18 protein-coding genes are annotated in these 19,890 nt (G+C 67.6%); 12 read left to right on the forward strand and 6 right to left on the reverse strand.

The window, feature by feature from the left end:
• Positions 1 to 57 precede the first annotated feature (57 nt).
• The 3 genes from IU448_RS00775 to IU448_RS00785 all read left to right on the forward strand — a co-directional run bounded on the left by IU448_RS00775 (position 58) and on the right by IU448_RS00785 (position 3,339).
• Positions 58 to 930 (forward strand): TIGR03619 family F420-dependent LLM class oxidoreductase, encoded by an 873-nt coding sequence (locus tag IU448_RS00775; protein WP_195053563.1) that lies wholly within the window; start codon positions 58 to 60, stop codon positions 928 to 930.
• 29 nt (positions 931 to 959) lie between these two features.
• Entirely contained in the window at positions 960 to 1,700 is a 741-nt protein-coding gene (locus tag IU448_RS00780) for an SDR family NAD(P)-dependent oxidoreductase (RefSeq protein ID WP_195053564.1), read from the forward strand.
• A 718-nt stretch (positions 1,701 to 2,418) separates the two neighbouring features.
• A complete protein-coding gene (locus tag IU448_RS00785) occupies positions 2,419 to 3,339 on the forward strand; it encodes a universal stress protein (protein WP_195053565.1) in 921 nt (306 codons plus the stop codon).
• Positions 3,340 to 4,199: 860 nt separating this feature from the next.
• Here IU448_RS00785 and IU448_RS00790 read toward each other — a convergent pair.
• The 4 genes from IU448_RS00790 to IU448_RS00805 form a co-directional block, all read right to left on the reverse strand.
• Positions 4,200 to 5,279, reverse strand: coding sequence for a saccharopine dehydrogenase family protein (locus IU448_RS00790; RefSeq protein WP_195053566.1), 1,080 nt, complete (start codon positions 5,277 to 5,279; stop codon positions 4,200 to 4,202).
• Between the two features lie 116 nt (positions 5,280 to 5,395).
• A complete protein-coding gene (locus IU448_RS00795) occupies positions 5,396 to 5,731 on the reverse strand; it encodes a rhodanese-like domain-containing protein (RefSeq protein ID WP_195053567.1) in 336 nt (111 codons plus the stop codon).
• Positions 5,732 to 5,803: 72 nt separating this feature from the next.
• Positions 5,804 to 6,250: a hypothetical protein gene (locus IU448_RS00800; protein ID WP_195053568.1), complete on the reverse strand. Its 447-nt coding sequence runs from the start codon at positions 6,248 to 6,250 to the stop codon at positions 5,804 to 5,806.
• Positions 6,251 to 6,349: 99 nt separating this feature from the next.
• Positions 6,350 to 6,790 carry a MarR family winged helix-turn-helix transcriptional regulator gene (locus tag IU448_RS00805; protein WP_195053569.1) on the reverse strand — a complete coding sequence of 147 codons (441 nt, stop codon included), beginning with the start codon at positions 6,788 to 6,790 and terminating at the stop codon, positions 6,350 to 6,352.
• Positions 6,791 to 7,182: 392 nt separating this feature from the next.
• Here IU448_RS00805 and IU448_RS00810 point away from each other — a divergent pair, with 392 nt between their 5' ends.
• Positions 7,183 to 8,253 carry an enoyl-CoA hydratase/isomerase family protein gene (locus IU448_RS00810; protein WP_195053570.1) on the forward strand — a complete coding sequence of 357 codons (1,071 nt, stop codon included), beginning with the start codon at positions 7,183 to 7,185 and terminating at the stop codon, positions 8,251 to 8,253.
• A gap of 222 nt (positions 8,254 to 8,475) precedes the next feature.
• On the forward strand, positions 8,476 to 9,180 hold the full coding sequence (locus IU448_RS00815) for a FadR/GntR family transcriptional regulator (RefSeq protein WP_195053571.1): 705 nt from the start codon (positions 8,476 to 8,478) through the stop codon (positions 9,178 to 9,180).
• A gap of 208 nt (positions 9,181 to 9,388) precedes the next feature.
• Here IU448_RS00815 and IU448_RS00820 read toward each other — a convergent pair whose 3' ends face one another.
• Entirely contained in the window at positions 9,389 to 10,315 is a 927-nt protein-coding gene (locus IU448_RS00820) for an enoyl-CoA hydratase (protein WP_195053572.1), read from the reverse strand.
• Positions 10,316 to 10,332: 17 nt separating this feature from the next.
• Positions 10,333 to 11,379, reverse strand: coding sequence for a phosphotransferase family protein (locus IU448_RS00825; protein ID WP_195053573.1), 1,047 nt, complete (start codon positions 11,377 to 11,379; stop codon positions 10,333 to 10,335).
• 237 nt (positions 11,380 to 11,616) lie between these two features.
• Between IU448_RS00825 and IU448_RS00830 the strand changes: the two genes are divergently transcribed.
• The 7 genes from IU448_RS00830 (at position 11,617) to IU448_RS00860 (ending at position 19,871) form a co-directional block, all read left to right on the forward strand.
• Positions 11,617 to 13,110 (forward strand): class I adenylate-forming enzyme family protein, encoded by a 1,494-nt coding sequence (locus IU448_RS00830; protein ID WP_195053574.1) that lies wholly within the window; start codon positions 11,617 to 11,619, stop codon positions 13,108 to 13,110.
• A 42-nt stretch (positions 13,111 to 13,152) separates the two neighbouring features.
• Positions 13,153 to 14,331, forward strand: coding sequence for a thiolase family protein (locus IU448_RS00835; protein WP_195053575.1), 1,179 nt, complete (start codon positions 13,153 to 13,155; stop codon positions 14,329 to 14,331).
• A 15-nt stretch (positions 14,332 to 14,346) separates the two neighbouring features.
• Positions 14,347 to 15,108, forward strand: coding sequence for an SDR family NAD(P)-dependent oxidoreductase (locus IU448_RS00840; protein WP_195053576.1), 762 nt, complete (start codon positions 14,347 to 14,349; stop codon positions 15,106 to 15,108).
• A 46-nt stretch (positions 15,109 to 15,154) separates the two neighbouring features.
• Positions 15,155 to 15,919 carry an SDR family NAD(P)-dependent oxidoreductase gene (locus IU448_RS00845; RefSeq protein WP_195053577.1) on the forward strand — a complete coding sequence of 255 codons (765 nt, stop codon included), beginning with the start codon at positions 15,155 to 15,157 and terminating at the stop codon, positions 15,917 to 15,919.
• Positions 15,920 to 15,956: 37 nt separating this feature from the next.
• Complete coding sequence (locus IU448_RS00850) at positions 15,957 to 17,249, forward strand: acyl-CoA dehydrogenase family protein (RefSeq protein ID WP_195053578.1); 1,293 nt, start codon at positions 15,957 to 15,959, stop codon at positions 17,247 to 17,249.
• Positions 17,250 to 17,754: 505 nt separating this feature from the next.
• A complete protein-coding gene (locus IU448_RS00855; RefSeq protein ID WP_228811974.1) occupies positions 17,755 to 18,363 on the forward strand; it encodes a TRAP transporter small permease in 609 nt (202 codons plus the stop codon).
• A complete protein-coding gene (locus tag IU448_RS00860; RefSeq protein ID WP_195053579.1) occupies positions 18,360 to 19,871 on the forward strand; it encodes a TRAP transporter large permease in 1,512 nt (503 codons plus the stop codon). Before IU448_RS00855 ends, IU448_RS00860 begins: the two co-directional genes overlap by 4 nt.
• Positions 19,872 to 19,890: the final 19 nt, after the last annotated feature.

The following is a 19,890-nucleotide window of genomic DNA, read 5'->3' on the forward strand; positions in this document are numbered from 1 at the left end:
TTCTAATTTTGCCCAGACGAAACGGCCACCCGAAGCCGAGTGCAGAAAGGCCGACCCATGAGGTTCACCTACGCCGAGACCATGACCGACCCCTCCTACTACGTGCCGCTGGCACAGGCGGCCGAGGCCGCGGGGTACACCTCGATGGTCCTCGCCGACAGCATCGCCTACCCCCGCGACTCCGATTCCACCTACCCCTACACTCCGGACGGCAGCAGGGAGTTCCTGGAGGACAAGCCGTTCGTCGAAACCTTCGTCCTCGCCGCCGCGCTGGCCGCCGCAACCACCACCCTGCGGCTCACCCCCTTTGTGCTGAAACTGCCGATCCGGCCGCCGGTGCTGGTCGCCAAGCAGGCGGCGTCGGTGGCGGCGCTCAGTGGTAACCGCCTCGGCCTGGGCGTCGGGATCAGCCCGTGGCCCGACGATTTCGAGATCTTCGATGTGCCGTTCGAGAAGCGCGGTAAGCGGATGGACGAATGCCTCGATATCGTCCGCGGACTCACCGCCGGCGGCTACTTCGAATTCCATGGCGAGTTCTACGATCTGCCGCCGATCAAGATCTCACCCGTACCCACCGAACCGATTCCGCTACTCATCGGCGGGCACAGCAAACCCGCCCTGCGCCGGGCCGCGCAACGCGGGGACGGCTGGATGCACGCGGGCGGCGATCCGGCCGAACTCGACCGGCTGCTCGCCGAACTCGCGACCCTGCGCGCCGAATACGGCACCCGCGAGGATTTCGAAATCCACGTCAGCTCGCTGGACGGTTTCACCGTCGACGGCGTGAAACGCCTCGAGGACAAGGGCGTCACCGATGTGATCGTCGGCTTCCGCGACCCCTACGGCCGCGAGCAGGACACCGAGAGCCTGGACACGAAGATCGCGAACCTGTCCCGGTTCGCCGAACATGTCATCGCTCGCACCCGGTGAGCGGAGAAAATCGAGCCGAGGAAGTCGAAATGAGTAGTTTGGCGGGGAAAGTGGCGCTGGTGACGGGTGCCTCGTCCGGGCTCGGGGCGGCGGTCGCCCGGCTGTTCGCCGATCGTGGGGCCCAGGTCTTCGGCGTGGCGCGCGACGAAACCCGGCTGGCCGAAGTATTCGCCGAGGTGCCCGGTGGCCGGTTCGGCACCGGTGATATCGCGACCGCGCAGACATGCCGGTCGATGGTCGAGGACTGCGTCGGCGCATTCGGCCGCCTGGACATCCTGGTCAACGTCGCGGGCACGCATCGCATGCGCCGCACCGGCGACGTCACCGACGAGGACTGGGCGCACGACCTCGCGGTGAACCTCAACGGCCCGTTCTACCTGTGCCGTGCCGCCCTTCCGCACTTGCTGGAGAACGGCGGCAATATCGTCAACGTCGCCTCCATCGCCGGGGTCGAAGGCCAGGCGTATTCGGCGGGCTACTGCGCCGCCAAGCACGGTCTGGTCGGTCTGACCCGGGCGCTCGCGGTCGAGTTCACCGCGGAGCGCCTCCGGGTGAACGCGGTCTGCCCCGGCGGCATGCTGACCCCGCAGGTCACCGGGTTCACCCTGCCCGACGGCGCCGACCCGAACCTGGTCATGCGGGTCGCGTCTCCGCGGGGGATGAGCGGGCCGGAAGAGGTCGCCGCGGTGATCGCTTTCCTGGCCAGTGACGACGCCTCCGCGGTCCACGGCGCGGTGTATCTCGCGGACAACGGCAAGACCGCGGGCTGACCGTACCGTGCCGTTCGCGCGGCCGGTCCGCGGACCGGCTTTCCGCGGGCGCGTCTGTCCGGGGAGCCGCCGATCGATTACCGGCGGGCATTCACACGGACGGAGGATGTCGATACGATCGTTGGCGGGGTTTCTACGCTTAGCAGATCGGCTGTCGCACAATGCTTCTTGCAACCGCCTTCGATATCCTGGCGCAGGCCGGCACTCCGGTGCACGAGCCGCCGCCCGGGTCCGACAAAGTCCTGCAACTAACCCGGTATCTGACCTGGCTCCTCGTCATCGCGGGCGTGGCGGCGGTGGTGATCGGCATTCCGGTGCTCGTTTTTGTGGTCCTCCGGTTCGGTCGCCGTGGACCGGGCGGCCGGAACGGGTCCCGGCGGACCGCAGGAGTACGGCGGCCCGCCACCGGGTCCGCGCGGACCGGGGGGTGGACCGGCGGACGGCGGGTACCGGGGCGGCGGTGGGCCGAGCCGCTGAACGAGTCCGGGCAGTGCTGTACAGCTCACCGCCGACCGCCGTGAGCGGCCGGTGTTGTCCGATTCGCCGCAGGATCTGTCGCTGCCATAGGCCGGGACGCCGCTGCGTGTCGGCCGCCCGTCCGACGTCGACGGACTCCTATCCTGGGAGTCGGGGATCGGCCTGCGCGCCGGTCGGGGGCGTTCGACCGGGGGTTGTCATCGGAGAGTGACCGCGCCACGCTGAACGGAAGGTAGGACGGATGCAGCCAATCCCCGCGGGCAGCCACATCGTGGTGGGCGTCGACGGATCCGAGACCTCGCTGGCCGCCGCAGAATGGGCCACCGCCTTCGCCGCGAAGCTCGCGCTGCCGCTGCGTCTGGTGCATTCCTCCCCGGCTCCGGGGCCGATGCCCGAGATCGCGATGACCCCCGCCGAGCTGGCCGAACGGTATCGCGCGTATCGCTCGGAACTGCTGACCAGCGCCGAAGCCGCGGTGCGCCGGTGGGCGCCCGGTATCGGACTGACCTCGGTCGCCGATAGTGAGCCGCCCGCCGCGGGGCTGTTGAAAGCGGCCCGGGGCGCCGCGATGATCGTTATCGGGGCGACCGGCGCCGGCGCGGTCGAACGATGGATACTCGGTTCGACCGCACTGCGCGTGGTCGATCAGGCGCAGTGCCCGGTCGCGGTGTGGCGCGGCGATCCTGCGAATCCGTCCCTGGACGATCGGCCGATCGTGGTGGGTTGCGACGGCAGCCCGCTGTCGGCCGGGGCCACCGAACTCGCCTTCGCCTGGGCGCAGCTGTTCTCCGTCCCGGTCGTCCCCGTGCGGACGTGGACCGACAGCGCGGCGGCCGGGGATTCCGTTCCCACGGCGATGCAGGTGTTCGGGCCGAGTGCGATGACCGTCGACTGGGAGACCATCGCCCGCGCGGAGGCCGGGATACTGTCGACGATCGTCGCGCCGTATCGGAAGAAATTTCCCGGTGTCCCCGTGGTAGAACGGTCCCGGCGCGGTTCGGCCGTCCGCGAACTGCTGCGGGCGCTCGACGAGGGGCAGTTGCTGGTCGTCGGCCACAAGGGCCGCGGGCGGTTGCGCGGTGCGCTGCTCGGTTCCACCACGCAGAATCTGCTGCACCGGGCTCAGGGCCCGCTGGTTGTCTACCGCGGACCTGGGAACTGACTGTCGGCGGTGCAGCCGCTGCGCACTGTGTGCGACGGCGGAACCGGGATGGCGGGCTGTCGACGGGAGACGGAGGCTGGGCAGCGGTGCGAGGCGAGCTGTATTGCGAAAACGTCTACGCTCGCTTTTCGGCGCGATTCGGGAAAACTTCGGGCTACGGGATTTTCGGATACCGGCCCTTGGTGTCACATTTCGGCGGTTGATATCCGAGAGTTGTCGGCATTCGATGAAGATAAGGCTTTTTCTCCGGTCGTATCGTCCTTTTCGTTATATACCGGCGGTACGCCGGCTAACAGTTCTGATAAACCCGCGCGACAATGCCGTCGAAATGTGAGCTCATTGCAAGGGTTCGCAGTACCGGCCGAATACCGCCGTGTTGGCGGTGTGTTTCTGCGACATATTGCGTGAAACGCTTTCGGGCGAGGGTCGTTCGCTGCGAGTGAGGTGCTGACGTGGACTTTTCGAGATGCTAATCTGCACACGGGAACTTTCCCCGTAACCGGGGGCCCCGTCGGGCGATGGCCCTGCCGGACACGGTGTTCCGACCATTTGCCACCGAAGGGTTCGCGGGCCTCGTCGTTTCGAGCGATTTCTCGACCGGAGAACAATTCGAGTGTTTTGTCGGAGGAAGTGAGGGACGTGATGAGCGCGATCATCGGCCTCGGCTCCGCGGCCGCGGGCGCGGCCCTGAGTCTGGGGTGGGCTCTGCTGGGCATCATCATCTGAGGAAAGGAGGCGCTTGCCTGTCGAATAGTGAGAGTACTGCTGTACGAGCAACCAGGACGCCGTCACCGGCCCGTGGCACACCGCACCGAAGCGGCCACGGCCGGTGCGGCGTGTGTCGGGCCGGAATTTTCGATCTACCGGGAAATACCTGCCTCGGTGGCGCCGGCGGTGAGTGCGTCGAGGCCGAACGCCTCGACCGGACCGAGGGCGCCGGTGCCGAGCAGGCCACCGTCGAGTGCGGTCCGGGCGCCCCAGGCGAGGATCGCCGCGGTGAAGTCGTAAGGGTCCACGCCGGTGAGCGTTACGGAGGCCAGGTTGCGGCCCGCGGCATCCGATACGTCCGCGACAGCCCAGGTGCGGGTGCGCTCGCGGGCGGTGGATGGCGGCCCGCCGGTCGACCCTTTGACGACGCGGGTCAGTGCTGATTCGGCCAATCGCTTGACGGGCTCCACACCGGCGATCGTGGCGGTGATGAGCGAGGTCGCCCGCAGGCCGTGTGCGGCGGGCCCGGGCAGGCCCAGATAGACATCGGCTTCGCGGAGTTGCGGATACGAGCGGGTGAGAGCGAAATGCTCCGAACCCGGCACCGACGCCCCGGTGCGGGTGCGGCCCGCGACCTCGAAATCGCGGACCCGCGCCGCGGTTCGCTGGGAAACGACCCGGCCACCGCGCAGGGCGAAACCGTCTTCGAACAGCATGCCCGCCATCGATGCTCGGGTGCCGCCGCTGGTGCCGGGGTCGGCGATGAAATAGCCGATATCGGCGCGGACGGCGTCCGGCGCCTCGGCCAGCGCGAGCGCGGCGGCCAGATTGCCCGGCACATAATCGAACCCGAACGCGGTGAGCAGGGCGACACCCGCCCGGCGGGCCTCGTCGTCGTGGTCGAACACCGTGCGGATGAACGGCCCTTCGCCGGTGGAGTCGAAATAGTGCGCGCCCGCCGCGAGAGCTGCTGTCAGTGCGGGCTGCCCGTAGCGCAGGAACGGACCCACGGTGGTGATCAGCACATCGCCCCGGCCCAGTAGTGCGCGGACCGAGGCAGGTTCGGTCACGTCGGCCACCGCGGTATCCGCGCCGCCTACGCCGGTGGCCAGCTTCGCGAGCGAAGATGCGTTGCGTCCGGCGAGTACAGGTGCGTCGCCGTGGGCGGCCAGGGCCTGCGCGATCAGGCGACCGGTGTATCCGGTGGCTCCGAACAGCACGATCTTCGGCATGGCTGGTACTTCCGTTCTGTCCATCCGTCGGGTGGTGCGTTGTCACCGTGGCATATCCGACACTACGTCGGCGCATCCTGCCGGTGGCGGACTGCCCGCAAACGTGGCCGATTACGTCATCGTCCCGGTTCCAGTGCACCGCCGGCGGCGCGCCAGTCGATCAGTCCACCCGACATGTTTTTGGCGTCGAAGCCGTACTCGCGCAGCAGGTTGGCGGCCCCGTAGGACCGCAGGCCGCCCGTGCAGAAGGTGATCAGCAGCCGGTCCTCGGGTAGTTCGGCGCATTTGTCCGTCAACTGCTCCAGAGGTAGATGAACCGCGCCGGGGATACGGTTGCGGTGCCATTCGAATATGCGGCGCACATCGACGATGAGGGCGCCGGCGTGGACGGCCTCGATCGCCTCCGCGGCGGACAGGGACGGCGCGCGATACAGGTAATGACGGATGCTCATACGAACGGGTCCTTGTTTCGGGGGATCGAAAACATGCCGGCCGAGCGCCTTTGCGGGCACCGGCCGTGGGGGTCACGGGTGCGCGCCGGGGCGGATGATCATCAGGACGACGACGATCAGCCACAGCACGTTGTAGAGGCCCGCGAGCATGCCCAGGGTGCGTAGCCGGGCGCCGTCGCCCGCAACCGCCATGGCCTCGCGCTGCATCGGATGGATGATCATGGTGATGATCGCGGCCGCGCAGCCGGTGAGGATGATGGCCGCGGTGATCCAGATTTCGCCCATCCGGCCCTGGAGGAGGGCGAGCGCCACGCCGGCGACCGGGACGATCAGGGCCAGCCGCGCGTAGGTGCCGGTGATCCGGTGCAGGACGGCGGCGACGGCGGGGGAGCGCTCCGATACCGGGCCGGTGGTCGCGGCCAGCGGTGCGTAGCGGGGAAACAAGCTGGTCGCCACGGCGGAACCGCCGACGAAAACGATGGCCGCCAGAACATGGACCGACAGCAGCAGATGATGCATGGACAGCTCCCTCTCAACCTTCAGGTTGACTGAAGCTTAGCAGTACTTTCAGGTGGGCTGAAGGTTACCTGTGTCGGGCACTTCCTGGATCGACCGGTATCAGGCCTGCATCCCCCGGAATGCGTCGATGACCGCAATGCCGATCCTGCGCTGTACCGGATCGGCCGCCGCTCCGAACAGTCGCTCGTCCACGGCGGTGACCACCTCCTGAGCGGCCCGCAGCAGCCGCTCACCCTCCTCGGTGAGTTCGATCGCCGACGCCGACCCCGCGCGGGCGGTGCGGTCACGGACGAGTCCGGCGGCGGCGAGCGACTTCACCGCGGTGTGCGCACTCTGCACGCTGATTCCCGACATCCGGGCAAGCTCACTGAAGGAGGCTCCCGGGACACCGGAGATATGGCCGAGCAGGCCCAGGCGCCCGACGGTGAGGTCCAAGGCGGCCAGTCCCGCGTTCAGTTCGCTCTCCACGCGCCGCGCCAGCGTCAGCACGATGATCGAAGCGCTGGTCACCGGTGGTGTCCGGTCGTTGTCGGTACTCACCACTTCAGTTTCGCGCACCTCACCCGGCGCACCGCTCCGCGGGCGGGTGTTGCACGTAGCCTGCAGCAGGGCCCGGTGCCGCAATCCGTTCCCGTACAGCCGCGCATGGACGTGGCCTCGGCTCGCGGCCGCCGCCCCGGGTGCGTCGGTTGCCGGATAGGCGGCCCGGCCGATACGCGACCACATCGGGCCGGAGACAGGCGGGCGCTCATGCGACTGTGACACGAAATCGTCGTCGCCCGTCGATGCACGAGCTCTCGTTTCGGTTGCCGGCCCGGCGGACTCGTACGCGGGCGATAGGCGGTCATGCCGCGTCCGATAGATTCACTGTGCACCGGGATCTCGTGTGGCCCGGCGCAGTCGGCCCGGAAAACGCAAGCAGAAGGGTGGGTATGGGGATCGAAGTTCGCACCCTCGCAGCGGCGGAACTGGCCGCGGGGACCGCCGGCGAATTCGCCCTGGATGCGAACACGTTGCTCGCACCGCTGCTGCTGATCGATCTCAGCGATACCGATGAGGCGACCGCGACGGCCGCGGCCGCACGGATACCGGCACTCGGCGGGCCGGCGGTGGGATTCTGTTCCGGCGGTATCGGAGCGGAACTCGCACCCCTGACCTCCGCCCTCGACCTGACCTATGCCGAAGCAGCGGGTCCGGCCGACCGGGCGGTCGTCGTGACCGGTTCGGCCGAGCATGCGGTCGCCGAGTTCGCCGACTGTGTTCGGCGGTATCCGCAGGCGGCGAGTATCGCCGCGCAGGTTGTGCGCGCATCGGAGGGCCAGCCGGTGCCGGCGGCCATCGATGTGGAGTCGTTCGCCTACTCCACGCTTCAGGGCGGGCCGGAATTCGGCCGCTGGCTGGCGGAGCGTCGCCGGCTGGGCCGCCCGCTACCGCCGCCGCCCGAAACCGATCCGGTACTCCTCACCGCGGACGGTGATACCCTCCGCATCACGTTGAACCGCCCGGAGCGGCGTAATGCCTACGGCACCGCACTCCGCGATGCCCTGGTCGACGCGTTGCGCACGGCGCTGCTCGCGGAAACGTTCGGCCGGATCGTGCTCGACGGCGCCGGTACCTCGTTCTGCTCCGGCGGGGATCTCGACGAGTTCGGTCACACCCCCGATACCGCGACCGCTCATCTGATCCGGACCCGCGGCGGGGCGGCCCGATCGATGGCCCGGCTGGCGGCGCGCACCGAGGTCCGGTTGCACGGCCACTGTGTAGGAGCCGGGATCGAGGTCTCGGCCTTTGCCGGACGTATCGTCGCCGCCCCGGATACGGTGATCCGGTTGCCCGAGGTGGCCATGGGTTTGATTCCCGGTGCGGGCGGCACCGTGAGCGTGCCCCGGCGTATCGGCCGCTGGCGGGCACTGCATCTGTTCGTCACCGGGGCCGCGCTGGGCCCGCAGCAGGCACTCGAATGGGGGCTCGTGGACGCGATCGCCGGTGCACACCCGAGGTAGTCGTCTCGTGCCGCCACTGTCAGCGGGCCGGTTCGCTGCGATCGGTCGACGGATGGATGTGCGGTGGACACGAGGCGATTCGGGATGGTGTTCGGACACCAAATGAGGTAAACATAATCATAGATTGTCGGGGCTCGAACTCCAGTGGGTGCGGGGGAGCGGCCTGACCGTATGGAGGTACGTGTAGTGGGACAGCCAGGGCTTCGTCCACAGAAGACCGCGATGTTGGTCGCACAGCGCATCGTGGAGGGCATCAACAAGCGCGGGAACAAGGTCGGTGACAAACTGCCACCGGAGCGGCTGATGCTCGAGGAGTACGAGATCGGCCGGGGAACCCTGCGGGAATCGTTGCGGTTCCTGGAACTCCAGGGAGTTATCGCCCTCAAACCCGGCCCCGGCGGCGGCCCGATCGTGCAACAACCCGACGGTATGGGTTTGCAGACGGCCATTACGCTGCTGCTGCAGTTCGAGAATGCGCCGTTCCGCACCATCGTCGAGGCCCGTACGGCGCTCGAGCCGATGATGGCCCGGCTCGCCGCCGACCGGATCAGCGATGAACAACTCGCCACCCTGAAACATTCGGTGGACCATATGCGCGAGCACATCGACGACGAGGAGATCTTCGTCGAGATGAGCCGGGTTTTCCACGACACCATCGCGCAGGGGTCCGGGAACGCGCTGTTCGGCTATCTGATCCATGCGCTGCTGGATATGCTCGACGGCTCCGCGGTGGGGATGGAGTACCCGGAACGTCATCGCGTCGCGACCTGCGATATCCACGAGAAGATCTACAACGCGGTGGCCGCCGGGGACGCGGGTGCGGCGCTTGCGGCGATGGAAGAGCATATCGACGCGATCTGGCGATACGAAGAGAAGAACTACCCTGAGGTCCTCGATACGCCGATCGCCTGGGGAACCCGGGGCTGATCGGCCGGTGATCCGGGCCTGTGCGCTGAACGCGGCGGAATCGAAAGGGGCCGTTCATCGCCGGCGACTCTTCCTGGCGGGGTACTGCGACGATCGAAAACGGGCCGATTGCGTCCGGTGACGATGAAGGCGAAGGCGTGCCCGGCGCGCCTTCGCCTTCGGTCGTGCATCGGATCGGGTAGCGCAGATCCTGCGCTACCCGATCCGGTCAGGGCCGGTAGGGATCGGCCCGTTCCACCGGCGGAGCTGTCTTCCAATCGGGCAGACCGTATTCCGGTGTGCCGACCGGGGATTTACCGACCGACAGATGTGTCCACTGCGCGTGGTTGAGCTGGTGGATGGAGAAGCAGGCGTCGAGTGCGGTGGTGAAACCCATCGCATCCTGACTCTGGTTCACCGAATCCTTCACCAGCAGGGCCGCCATACTGGGCACCCGCGCGATCCGGCGGGCGAATTCCAGGGTGTTCTCGGTGAGTTGGCCGGCCGGGAATATCTTGTTCACCATCCCCAGCGCCAGTGCGTCCTCGGCATCGAGGCTGTCCCCGGTGAGTAGTAGCTCTTTGGCCTTGCGCGGGCCGAATTCCCAGGGATGGCCGAAGTATTCGACACCGCATACACCCAGCCGGGTGGCGACGACGTCGGCGAACCGGGTGCCCGCTGCGGCGACGATCAGGTCGCAGGCCCAGGCCAGCATGAGGGCAGCGGAGAAAACGTTGCCGTGCACCTCGGCGATGGTGATCTTGCGGAGTTTGCGCCACCGCCGGGTGTTCTCGTAGAAGTAGTGCCACTCCTGGTGGAAACGCGATTCGACGGCGTCGTGGGTGGCCCCGGTGCAGGTGAACGACCAGTGCTGATCGGGTCCGGGCTCACGTTCGGCCCGGTAATCGGAGCTACCCAGGTCGTGGCCCGAGGAGAACACGGGTCCGTCGCCCGCCAGGATTACCACGCGCACCGTATCGTCGGCCTCCGCCCGCAGGAAGGCGTGGGTGAGCTCCACGAGTAGCCCGCGATTCTGGGCATTGCGGTACTTCGGGCGGTTCAACACGATTCGCACGATCGTGCCCTCGTCGTGCGTTTCGTAACGCAGGTATCGATAGTCCACGTCAGTGGCGGGATCGAGGACGGTTTCGGTCATGATGAGTCCTTTTCTGGTCAGGCCGGCTCGGACGGGGTCCCGGCCAGCCCGCGGGCTTGGTCGAGCAGTGCCTGGGAAACGCCGTGGAAGCGGCGGCCGAGCGCGGTGTCGGCCTTCCCGGCGCAGGCGCGCGCATGGGTGCCTTCGAGGATGATGGCGAGCCGGTAGCAGGCGAGGACCTGGTACCAGTCGAAGTCGGACATATCCCGGCCGCTGACGGCGCCGTAACGGGCGATGAGTTCAGCGCGGCCGGGGAGCCCGTCGAGCCGGCGGGCGAGCCCGACCGTGCGGGTTTCGGTGGGGTCGGGCCACGTCGCGAGGAGGTGGCCGAGGTCGAGGAGGGGGTCGCCGACGGTGCCCAGTTCCCAGTCGACGACAGCAGCCACGGCGGGCCGGTCGCGCCGGAACATGACATTGCCGAAGTGGTAATCGCCGTGAATGATTCCCTTGCGCCAGGCCGTGGGCCGGTGCGCGTCGAGCCAGCGGCCGATCTCGTCGACTCCGTCGAGTTCGGGCCCGGGCCATCCGTCGAGTTCGTGATAGGAGTCGAGCTGGCGCCGCCAGCGGCCGACCTGCCGGTCGAGCCAGCCGTTGGCCCGGGTGAGCTGGGCTTCGCCGAGTACGGCGGGATCGATCGAGCCGAGCGCGGCCGCGCTGTCGACCATGGACAGGCCCATCGCATGTTGTATCTCGGCGGACGAGGCATGCGGTTCGGGGACCTCGGTGGTGGCGGTGAACCCGTCGACCGCCTCCATGACGAAGAAGACGCAACCCATGACATCGAGGTCGTCGCAGGCGGCCACGAGGCGGGGGTGGGGCACCTCGCTACCCGCGAGCGCGGCGAGCAGGCGCGCCTCCCGGCGCATCGTCTCGTCGCTGTTGCCGCGTTTGTGCAGCGGCGGGCGGCGGAACACGTAGTCGGTGCCGTTCCGAGTGAATTTCACCAGGATGTTCTGGGTGCCTCCGGTCAACGGGACGATATCGGTGACGGGCCCGGTGCCCACCTCGTTGCGGTCGAGCCATGACGTCAGTGCGGTGACGTCCACCGGGTCCTGATCCCTCATCGATCCACCTCATGCCTTCCCTGTGTGACGTGTGACGGTGGTGCCGTCGCACGCAGCGACCGGAGGCACCCACCTACGGGAGCCTACACATTCCTACGAACCATTGTCATGATTTCTTTCATATTCGGGCGCATAGTTGTTATCGTTAGCCGCGACGGGCCCGAATGTCTCCTGCCGCGCGTGGCTCGGCACCTCGGGTGCATATCAACAATCCAAGCGTTCTCACCAGGTGGTGCAATGGGTATCGAAATGGTTCTGGACATGGCCGCATCGGTTGTTCCCGAGCGGCTCGCGCTCGGGCGGCGTGATGCGGGGATGACCTATCAGGAGCTCAGCGATGTGGCCTCCGGTGGCGCCGCGGTCCTGGCCCGGTACGGTGCCGCGCATCTGGTTTTCGTCGGCGTCAACGGCCCCGCACTACCGGTGCTGACCTTCGCCTCCGCGCGGGCCGGCGTCCCGCTGGCGCCGATGAACTACCGGCTGGCCACCGACCAGCTGCGCGATCTCGTCGGGCAACTCGAACGACCGCTGATCGTCGCCGACCCCGCGTACCGGGAAAAACTCGACGGCGCCGCCGAGACCGTACTGACCAGCGCGGAGTTCCTCGAACTGGCCCGGACGGCCGAACCTCTCACCACCGAACCCACCCCCGACGACGCCACCGCCATCGTGCTGTTCACCAGCGGCACCACCTCCGCACCCAAGGGTGTGCTGCTGCGTCACCAGCATCTGCTGTCCTATCTGCTCAATACCGTGGAGTTCGGCTCCGCCGCCGAGGACGACGCGACCCTGGTCAGCACGCCGCCGTACCACATCGCCGGAATGGGCGCCGTGCTCAGCAATGTCTACGCGGGACGCCGGATGGTGCATCTGCCCGACTTCACTCCGCAGGGCTGGCTCGATATCGTCCGCGGCGAGCGGATCACCAGTGCCATGGTGGTACCGACCATGCTCGCCCGTGTCGTCGAGCACCTGGACGGCGCTCCCGGTAACGCCCCGGACCTGGTATCGCTGGCCTACGGCGGCGCCCGGATGCCGCAACCCGTGCTCGAACGCGCACTCGTCGCCTTCCCGGAGACCGGATTCGTCAATGCCTACGGCCTGACCGAAACGAGTTCGACCATCGCGGTGCTGGGCCCCGACGATCACCGTGAGGCAATGGCCGATCCCGCGTTGCGCGGCCGGCTGTCGTCGGTGGGCCGGGTGGTACCGGGAATGGAAGCCGAGATCCGGGACGAGGACGGCGCCGTGCTGGCCCCGGGCGAAACCGGACTGCTGTGGGTGCGGGGCGCGCAGGTCAGCGGCGAATACATGGGTAAGGGGTCGGCACTGGACGCCGACGGTTGGTTCCCCACCCGCGACCGCGCCCGCATCGAGGACGGTTACCTCTATATCGGCGGTCGCGCCGACGACACCATCATCCGCGGCGGCGAGAACATCGCCCCGGCCGAAATCGAGGATGTGCTGGTCCACCACAACGATGTGCGTGAGGTCGCCGTTATCGGCGTACCGGACGACGAATGGGGCGAGCGGATCTGTGCGGTGATCGTGCCGGCCGGGTCCGAGCACGCCGATACGGCGGCCATCCGGGCCTGGTGCCGGGAACGCCTGCGGGGTTCGCGGACACCGGACGAAGTCGTGTTCGTGGACGAGCTGCCCAAGACACCCACCGGGAAACTGGTGCGCCGCGATCTCGTCGCGCAGGTCACCGCGTCGTCGGTCGCGCGCTGACCGTTTCGCTCATCATCTGTTCCATCTTCTCCTGGAGGATCCATGCGTAGTGCCGTGCTCGTCGACGTCGTCCGTTCGGCGTCCGGTAAGGGCAAGGCCGGCGGCGCCCTGTCCGATATCCACCCCATCGATCTGCTGGCCGAGGTCCTGCGCTCGCTGATGGCGCGCAACGATCTGGATCCGGTTCTCGTCGACGATGTGATCGGCGGCTGTGTCAGCCAGGCCGCGGAACAGGCCGGCAATATCACCCGCTCCGCCGCGCTCGCGGCGGGTCTGCCGGAATCCACCCCGGCCACGACGGTGACCCGCGCCTGTGGTTCGAGCCAGCAGGCGGTGCATTTCGCGGCGCAGGGCGTGCTGGCGGGTTCCTACGACGTGGTGATCGCCTGCGGGGTGGAATCGATGAGCCGCGTGCCGATGGGCACCGCGCCGATGGGCCGCGACCTGGTCGGCACCGGGCTCGCCCAGCGCTACCCCGAGGGCTGGATCAGTCAGGGGGTGGCCGCCGAGCTGGTCGCCCGGAAATACGGGCTGAACCGTGACGATGTCGACCGGTACGCGCTGGAATCGCACCGGCGGGCGGCGGCCGCGGCCGCGGCCGGGCATTACGACCGCGAGATCGTGCCCGTGCCGGTGGCCGGCGGGGCACACGAGACCGACGAAACGATCCGTGCGGCGACCACACTGGAAAGCCTCGGCACTCTGCGGGCGTCGTTCCACTCCGAAGAGTCGGACCGGCGTTTCCCCGGGCTGGGCTGGATGATCACCCCGGGCAACTCGTCGCCGCTCACCGACGCGGCCGCCGCGACCCTGATCATGTCGGAGGAGCGGGCCGCGCAACTCGGGCTCACGCCGCGCGCACGTTTCATCGACTTCACGGTCGCCGGTGACGACCCGCTGTACATGCTCACCGCGCCGATCCCCGCGACCCGCAAACTGCTCGACCGCACCGGCCGCACCCTCGACGAGATCGATGTCTACGAGGTCAACGAGGCCTTCGCGTCGGTACCGCTGGCCTGGGCACGCGAATTCGACGCCGACCCCGCTCGGCTCAACCCCGCCGGCGGCGCCATCTCGCTCGGCCACGCGATCGGGGCGTCGGGCGTGCGCCTGCTGGCCACCATGGTGGGCGAACTGGAACGTACCGGCGGCCGGTACGGCCTGCAGACCATGTGCGAACACGGCGGTATGGCCAACGCCCTGCTCATCGAACGTCTCTGACCGAAAGGCATACACGTGAACATCAACGGCAAGGTCACCCTCGTCACCGGGGGCGCGTCCGGGCTCGGCCTGGCGACCGCCCGGCAGTTGCTCGCCCAGGGCTCGAAAGTGGTCCTGCTCGATCTGCCGACGTCGAACGGGGCGGAAGTCGCCGCGGAACTCGGGGCGGACGCCCTGTTCGCGCCCGGCGATATCACCGACGAATCCGCGGTGGCGGCGGCACTCGACGCGGCCGAGCAGTTCGGTGAACTGCGTGCGGTCGTGAGCTGCGCCGGAACCGGCCGGTCACTGCGGGTCGTCGGCCGGCAGGGCGTTTTCCCGCTCGACGTGTTCACCCGGGTCGTCACGATCAACCTGATCGGTACGTTCAATGTGGTGCGGCTGGCGGCCGAACGGATGTCGCGACTCGATCGTGACGGGGAAGAGCGCGGCGTCATCGTGACGACGGCCTCGGTCGCCGCGTTCGAGGGCCAGATCGGGCAGGCCGCATACGCCGCGTCGAAGGCCGGTGTCGCCGGGATGACGCTGCCGCTGGCCCGGGATCTGGCCTCGCTGGCGATCCGCGTCGTATCCATTGCGCCCGGACTGTTCGACACCCCGCTGCTGGCGGGCCTGAACGACGAGGCGAAGGCTTCGCTGGGCGCTCAGACTCCGCATCCCGGCCGCCTGGGCGATCCGCGGGAGTTCGCCTCCTTGGCCGCGCATATCCTGTCCAACCCCATGCTGAACGGTGAGGTCGTCCGGTTGGACGGTGCCATTCGGATGGCGCCGCGCTGATGAGTACGTCCGCGCTCGACAACGCGCCCGACAAGGAGGAACAACTATGACGGCTCCGGCACTTCCCTTGGAAGGCAAGGTTGCGCTGGTCACCGGCGGTAGTCGCGGCCTCGGCCGCGAAATGGTGCTCGCGTTCGCGTGGGCCGGCGCCGATACGGTCATCGTCAGCCGCAAAATCGACAGCTGCGAGAAGCTGGCCGCCCAGGTCACGGCGGCCACCGGCCGCCGGGCGCTGCCCGTCGCCTGCCATGTCGGCGACTGGGATGCGCAGGACCGGTTGGTCACGCGCGTCTACGAAGAGTTCGGCAAAGTCGACGTCCTGGTCAACAACGCCGGGATGTCCCCGCTGTACTCGAACCTCGAGGAAATTTCCGAGGCGCTGTTCGACAAGGTCTTCGACGTCAACCTCAAGGGGGCGTTCCGCCTGACGACCCTGATCGCGCCGCGGATGGCCGCCGCCGGTGGCGGCTCGATCATCAACATCAGTTCGATCGCTTCGGAGCGCCCCACCCTCGACGACCTGCCGTACGCGGCCGCCAAGGCCGGGCTGAACATCCTGACCAAGGGGTTCGCGCAGGCCTACGGGCCTGCGGTGCGGGTCAACGCGATCATGGCCGGGCCGTTCCTCACCGATATCAGCAAGGCCTGGGATATGGACGCGGTCGCCGAGAAGCTGAAGGCGCTACCGCTGGGCCGCGCGGGTGATCCCGGCGAGATCGCCGGCGCCGCGCTCTATCTCGCCGGGCCGGGCTCCACCTATACCTCCGGCGCGATCATCCCGGTCGACGGCGGCCGCACCGCGATGCGCTGACCGCGCCCGCAGACCTCTTTCAGAAAGGAACCAGGATATGAGCTGGGGATTCGAGACCGACCCCGAGTACCAGCGGGTGCTCGACTGGGCCGACGAATTCGTCACCCGGGAGGTCGAGCCGATCGACCAGGTCATCACCCATGCGTGGGATCTGCGGGACCCGCTGCGTCAGAAGCTGATCCCGCCGCTGCAGGACAAGGTCCGGGAGAAGGGGCTGTGGGCGACGCATCTCGGGCCGGAACTGGGCGGTCAGGGGTACGGTCAGCTGAAACTGGCCCTACTCAACGAGATCGTCGGACGCACCCATTCGGGCCCGATCGTGTTCGGCTGCCAGGCCCCCGATTCCGGTAACACCGAGATCCTCGCGCACTACGGCACGCCCGAACTCAAGGAGCGGTATCTCGCGCCGCTCATCGAGAACAAGATCGTTTCGTGTTATGCCATGACCGAACCGCAGGGCGGTTCCAATCCGGTCGAATTCGAGACCACCGCCGTCCTCGACGGTGACGAATGGGTGATCAACGGCGAGAAATGGTTCGGTTCGAACGCCCGCTTCGCCTCGTTCTTCATCGTCATGGCCGTCACCGACCCCGCGGCCGAACCGCATCGGCGGCTGTCGCAGTTCATCGTCCCCGCCGAGACACCGGGACTCGAGATCGTCCGCAATACCGGCGTCTGGGGTCACGATTACGAGGTCGGCACTCATGCCTACACCCGGTGGACCGATGTGCGGATCCCCAAGGATCACATCCTCGGCGGGGTCGGGCAGGGATTCGAGGTGGCGCAGACGCGGCTGGGTGGCGGCCGTATCCACCATGCGATGCGCACGGTCGGCCTGGTGCGGCGTTCGCTGGACATGATGCTCGAGCGGGCCGTCTCACGGACCACGCGTGGCAGCCGGCTCGGCGATAAACAGCTGGTGCAGGAAATGATCGCCGATTCGTGGCTGCAACTCGAACAGTTCCGGCTGCTGGTGTTGCGGACCGCGTGGCGGATCGACAAGGAGAACGACTACCGGAAGGTCATCGCCGACATCGCGGCGGTCAAGGCCGCGATGCCCAAGGTACTACTGGATGTGACCTCCCGAGCCGTGCAGCTGCACGGTTCGCTCGGCGTATCCAAGGAACTCCCGCTGGGGAAATGGCTGTTCGAGGCGTACCACATGGGTCTCGCGGACGGCGCCACCGAAATCCACAAGATCGGTCTGGCCCGGCAGCTGCTGCGCGACGCCACACCGCACGACGGCCTGTTCCCCAGCTACCATCTGCCGGCACTCCAGGATCAGGCCCGGGAGAAGTTCGCGACCGAGCTGAGCGCTGTCGCGGAGTAGGTCCTATACGGGCCGGTGGAGCCGCGGCCGGGCACCGTAGCGGCCGAGAACGTGGCCGTTGTCACGGCCTCGGCCGCAATCGTTCGGGCCAGGGCGCTCGGAGTGCTGGCGCCGCTGGTGAAGGCCCGGGAGAACGTGCACGGCGCGAGGGCAACCGGACGCCGTGCCCGGCCGTGACGAGCGTGTATCGCTCGGACACGGGCCCGAGCCGGGGACTCCGCTGGTCGGTGCGGTGTCCCCGGCTGCGGTGTGTGACGGATACCGTTCGGCGAATGGCGGTTATCCGGCCGGGAACCGATCGTCTGGCGGTATGTGGTGCACGAATAGACCCGCCTCGCCGGTTTCAAGGCAAATGATTCGCATGAAAGCTTGACTTGGGACGAATTCAGGCGAATGATATTCACAACTTCGGTGACGTGCATCACGGCCGAAGCACCTGCGGTCGCGTCGTGTGGTCACACCCACCCGCCACCGCGTTCCATCCCTCAAATCCTGCGGAGTTCACATGAGCGCATCAGCGCGCGCTTCGGGCGCGCGGCCCAACCGGCTGCGGCTCCTGATCGAGGTCCCGGCAGTCATCGTGCTCTTCGTCATGATGATCCATGTGACCGCCAACGCCCTGCTCCGGGCGTTCGCCTCGAGCCCCATCCAGAACACCCTCGAGATCACGCAGTACATCTACCTGCCGATCATCGCGCTGCTCGGTTTCATGGCGGCCCAGTCGCGTGGCGAGCACATCGTCGCGGATCTGGTCACGCACTACTTCCCGCGGCCCGCACGCCGGGCGGTCCTGTCCGGCGGATACATCCTGGCGTCGATCGTGACCGCCGGTTTCGCCTGGTTCGGCCTGGAGGAAGCCCTGCACGCCCGGGATATCGGCCAGACCGCGGGTGTCTCGACGGTCGTGTCGTGGCCGGTGCTGTTCCTCGTTCCGATCGTTTTCGCCGTACTCACCGTCCAGTTCGGCATCGCCGCTGTGCGGGCGCTACGCGGTGCCGAAGACGACACCCAGGACGGGGACGAAACCGCGGACGCCACTGTGGCCGCCGATATACCGGCCGGGCACAGCACCACGGTCGCGGCCGGCACGACATCGGATTCGGAGAAGAAATGACCACCGCCGCTGCGCCCGCGGAGAACGCGGGCACCCGCCCCCTCACCCCACCACCGGTCGGGCCGAGCCGTAAACACCTGCTCCGCTCGTGGTCCGTTTTCGGTGTCCTCGTCGTGGTGCTCCTCGGCGCGGTCGCGGCGATGTTCATGCCGCTGAAGCCGCAGGCGATCGGGGTCGCGGCCCTGGTGATGATGCTGACTCTGCTGCTGTTGCGGCTACCGGTCGCCCTGACGATGATCATTCCGTCGTTCGCCGGTCTCTACGCCCTTCGCGGTGAGAAAACCGTGGCCAGTGCGCTGTCATCACTGCCGTACCACCAGGTGGCCAGCTGGACCCTCAGCGTGGTGCCGATGTTCGTCCTGATGGGCCTGCTGATGTGGCGGTCCGGTCTGACCGCCAATCTCTACGCGGTGGCGCGGCACTGGCTCGGCTGGCTCCCCGGCGGCTTGGCGGTGGGTACCAATGTGGCCGGGGCGGGCTTGTCGACCGTGAGCGGTTCGACCACCGGGACGGCGTATGCGCTCGGCCGGATCGGGATCCCCGAAATGCTCAAGGCCGGCTACGACCGGCGGCTCGCGATCGGCGCGGTGATCGTGGCTGGGCTCCCCGGTCAGCTGATCCCGCCGAGTATCCTGCTCGTGCTGTACGCGGGGATCGCCGAGGTCCCGGTGGGTAAACAGTTGCTCGCCGGTATCGGCCCGGGCATCCTGGTGGCGATTCTGTTCACTCTCGCCATCATCCTGTTCGCGGTATTCGGTAAGGATCTGGCCGGACCGAACCGCGGCCGCAGCACCGAAAGCGTGCCCGTCAAGGAAAAACTCGCCAGTCTCGCCCAGATATGGCCTGTTCCGGTACTGATGCTGGTGATCGTGGGCGGCATGCTCTCGGGCATCTTCACCGCGACGGAGGCGGGCGCTGCCGCGGCACTGTGCTCGGTGGGTGTGGTGCTGCTGTGGAAGCGGAAGACCGGCGGTGCGCTGCAGGCGCTCGCCGACGGGGCCGTGGGCACGGTCTCGACCGTGGGTGCGGTGTTCCTGCTCCTGCTGGGCGTCGAGGCACTGTCCCGGATGATGACCTTGAGTGGAATCAGCAACGGTTTCGCCGATCTGATTGCGGGGATGGAACTCGGTCGAGTCGAGTTCCTGCTGCTGATGGTCGTGGTCTATCTGCTGCTCGGGGCGTTCATGGACCCGCTGCCGATGATGGTGCTGACCGTCCCGATCCTGATCCCGACACTCGCGAGCCTGGATATCTCGCTGCTGTGGTTCGGCGCGTTCACGGTCTTCATGGGCGAACTGGCTATCCTGTCGCCGCCCGTCGGTGTGCTGGCGATGGTGATCCACTCGATCGTCAAGGATCCCGAAGTGAATCTCGGCCGCAAGATTCCGTTGAAGGATGTTTTCGTCGCTTCGCTGTGGTTCCTGCCGATGGCGATCGCGGTGGTTCTGCTCCTGATCTTCTTCCCGGAGATCTCGACCTTCCTGCCGGATAATTCGAGCGCGGGCTGATAGCGGCTCGTCGCGTATT

Origin of the sequence: Nocardia flavorosea (assembly GCF_015477805.1) — a bacterium.
Lineage (GTDB): Bacteria > Actinomycetota > Actinomycetes > Mycobacteriales > Mycobacteriaceae > Nocardia > Nocardia flavorosea_A.

Excerpts from the sequence above, each read along its gene's own strand:
- IU448_RS00795 (WP_195053567.1), bottom strand. The coding sequence starts at position 5,731 with ATGAGCATCCGTCATTACCTGTATCGCGCGCCGTCCCTGTCCGCCGCG.
- IU448_RS00850 (WP_195053578.1), top strand. The coding sequence starts at position 15,957 with ATGAGCTGGGGATTCGAGACCGACCCCGAGTACCAGCGGGTGCTCGAC.
- IU448_RS00800 (WP_195053568.1), bottom strand. The coding sequence starts at position 6,250 with ATGCATCATCTGCTGCTGTCGGTCCATGTTCTGGCGGCCATCGTTTTC.
- IU448_RS00855 (WP_228811974.1), top strand. The coding sequence starts at position 17,755 with ATGAGCGCATCAGCGCGCGCTTCGGGCGCGCGGCCCAACCGGCTGCGG.
- IU448_RS00775 (WP_195053563.1), top strand. The coding sequence starts at position 58 with ATGAGGTTCACCTACGCCGAGACCATGACCGACCCCTCCTACTACGTG.
- IU448_RS00825 (WP_195053573.1), bottom strand. The coding sequence starts at position 11,379 with ATGAGGGATCAGGACCCGGTGGACGTCACCGCACTGACGTCATGGCTC.
- IU448_RS00820 (WP_195053572.1), bottom strand. The coding sequence starts at position 10,315 with ATGACCGAAACCGTCCTCGATCCCGCCACTGACGTGGACTATCGATAC.
- IU448_RS00810 (WP_195053570.1), top strand. The coding sequence starts at position 7,183 with ATGGGGATCGAAGTTCGCACCCTCGCAGCGGCGGAACTGGCCGCGGGG.
- IU448_RS00835 (WP_195053575.1), top strand. The coding sequence starts at position 13,153 with ATGCGTAGTGCCGTGCTCGTCGACGTCGTCCGTTCGGCGTCCGGTAAG.
- IU448_RS00790 (WP_195053566.1), bottom strand. The coding sequence starts at position 5,279 with ATGCCGAAGATCGTGCTGTTCGGAGCCACCGGATACACCGGTCGCCTG.
- IU448_RS00785 (WP_195053565.1), top strand. The coding sequence starts at position 2,419 with ATGCAGCCAATCCCCGCGGGCAGCCACATCGTGGTGGGCGTCGACGGA.
- IU448_RS00815 (WP_195053571.1), top strand. The coding sequence starts at position 8,476 with ATGTTGGTCGCACAGCGCATCGTGGAGGGCATCAACAAGCGCGGGAAC.
- IU448_RS00780 (WP_195053564.1), top strand. The coding sequence starts at position 960 with ATGAGTAGTTTGGCGGGGAAAGTGGCGCTGGTGACGGGTGCCTCGTCC.
- IU448_RS00830 (WP_195053574.1), top strand. The coding sequence starts at position 11,617 with ATGGGTATCGAAATGGTTCTGGACATGGCCGCATCGGTTGTTCCCGAG.
- IU448_RS00845 (WP_195053577.1), top strand. The coding sequence starts at position 15,155 with ATGACGGCTCCGGCACTTCCCTTGGAAGGCAAGGTTGCGCTGGTCACC.
- IU448_RS00860 (WP_195053579.1), top strand. The coding sequence starts at position 18,360 with ATGACCACCGCCGCTGCGCCCGCGGAGAACGCGGGCACCCGCCCCCTC.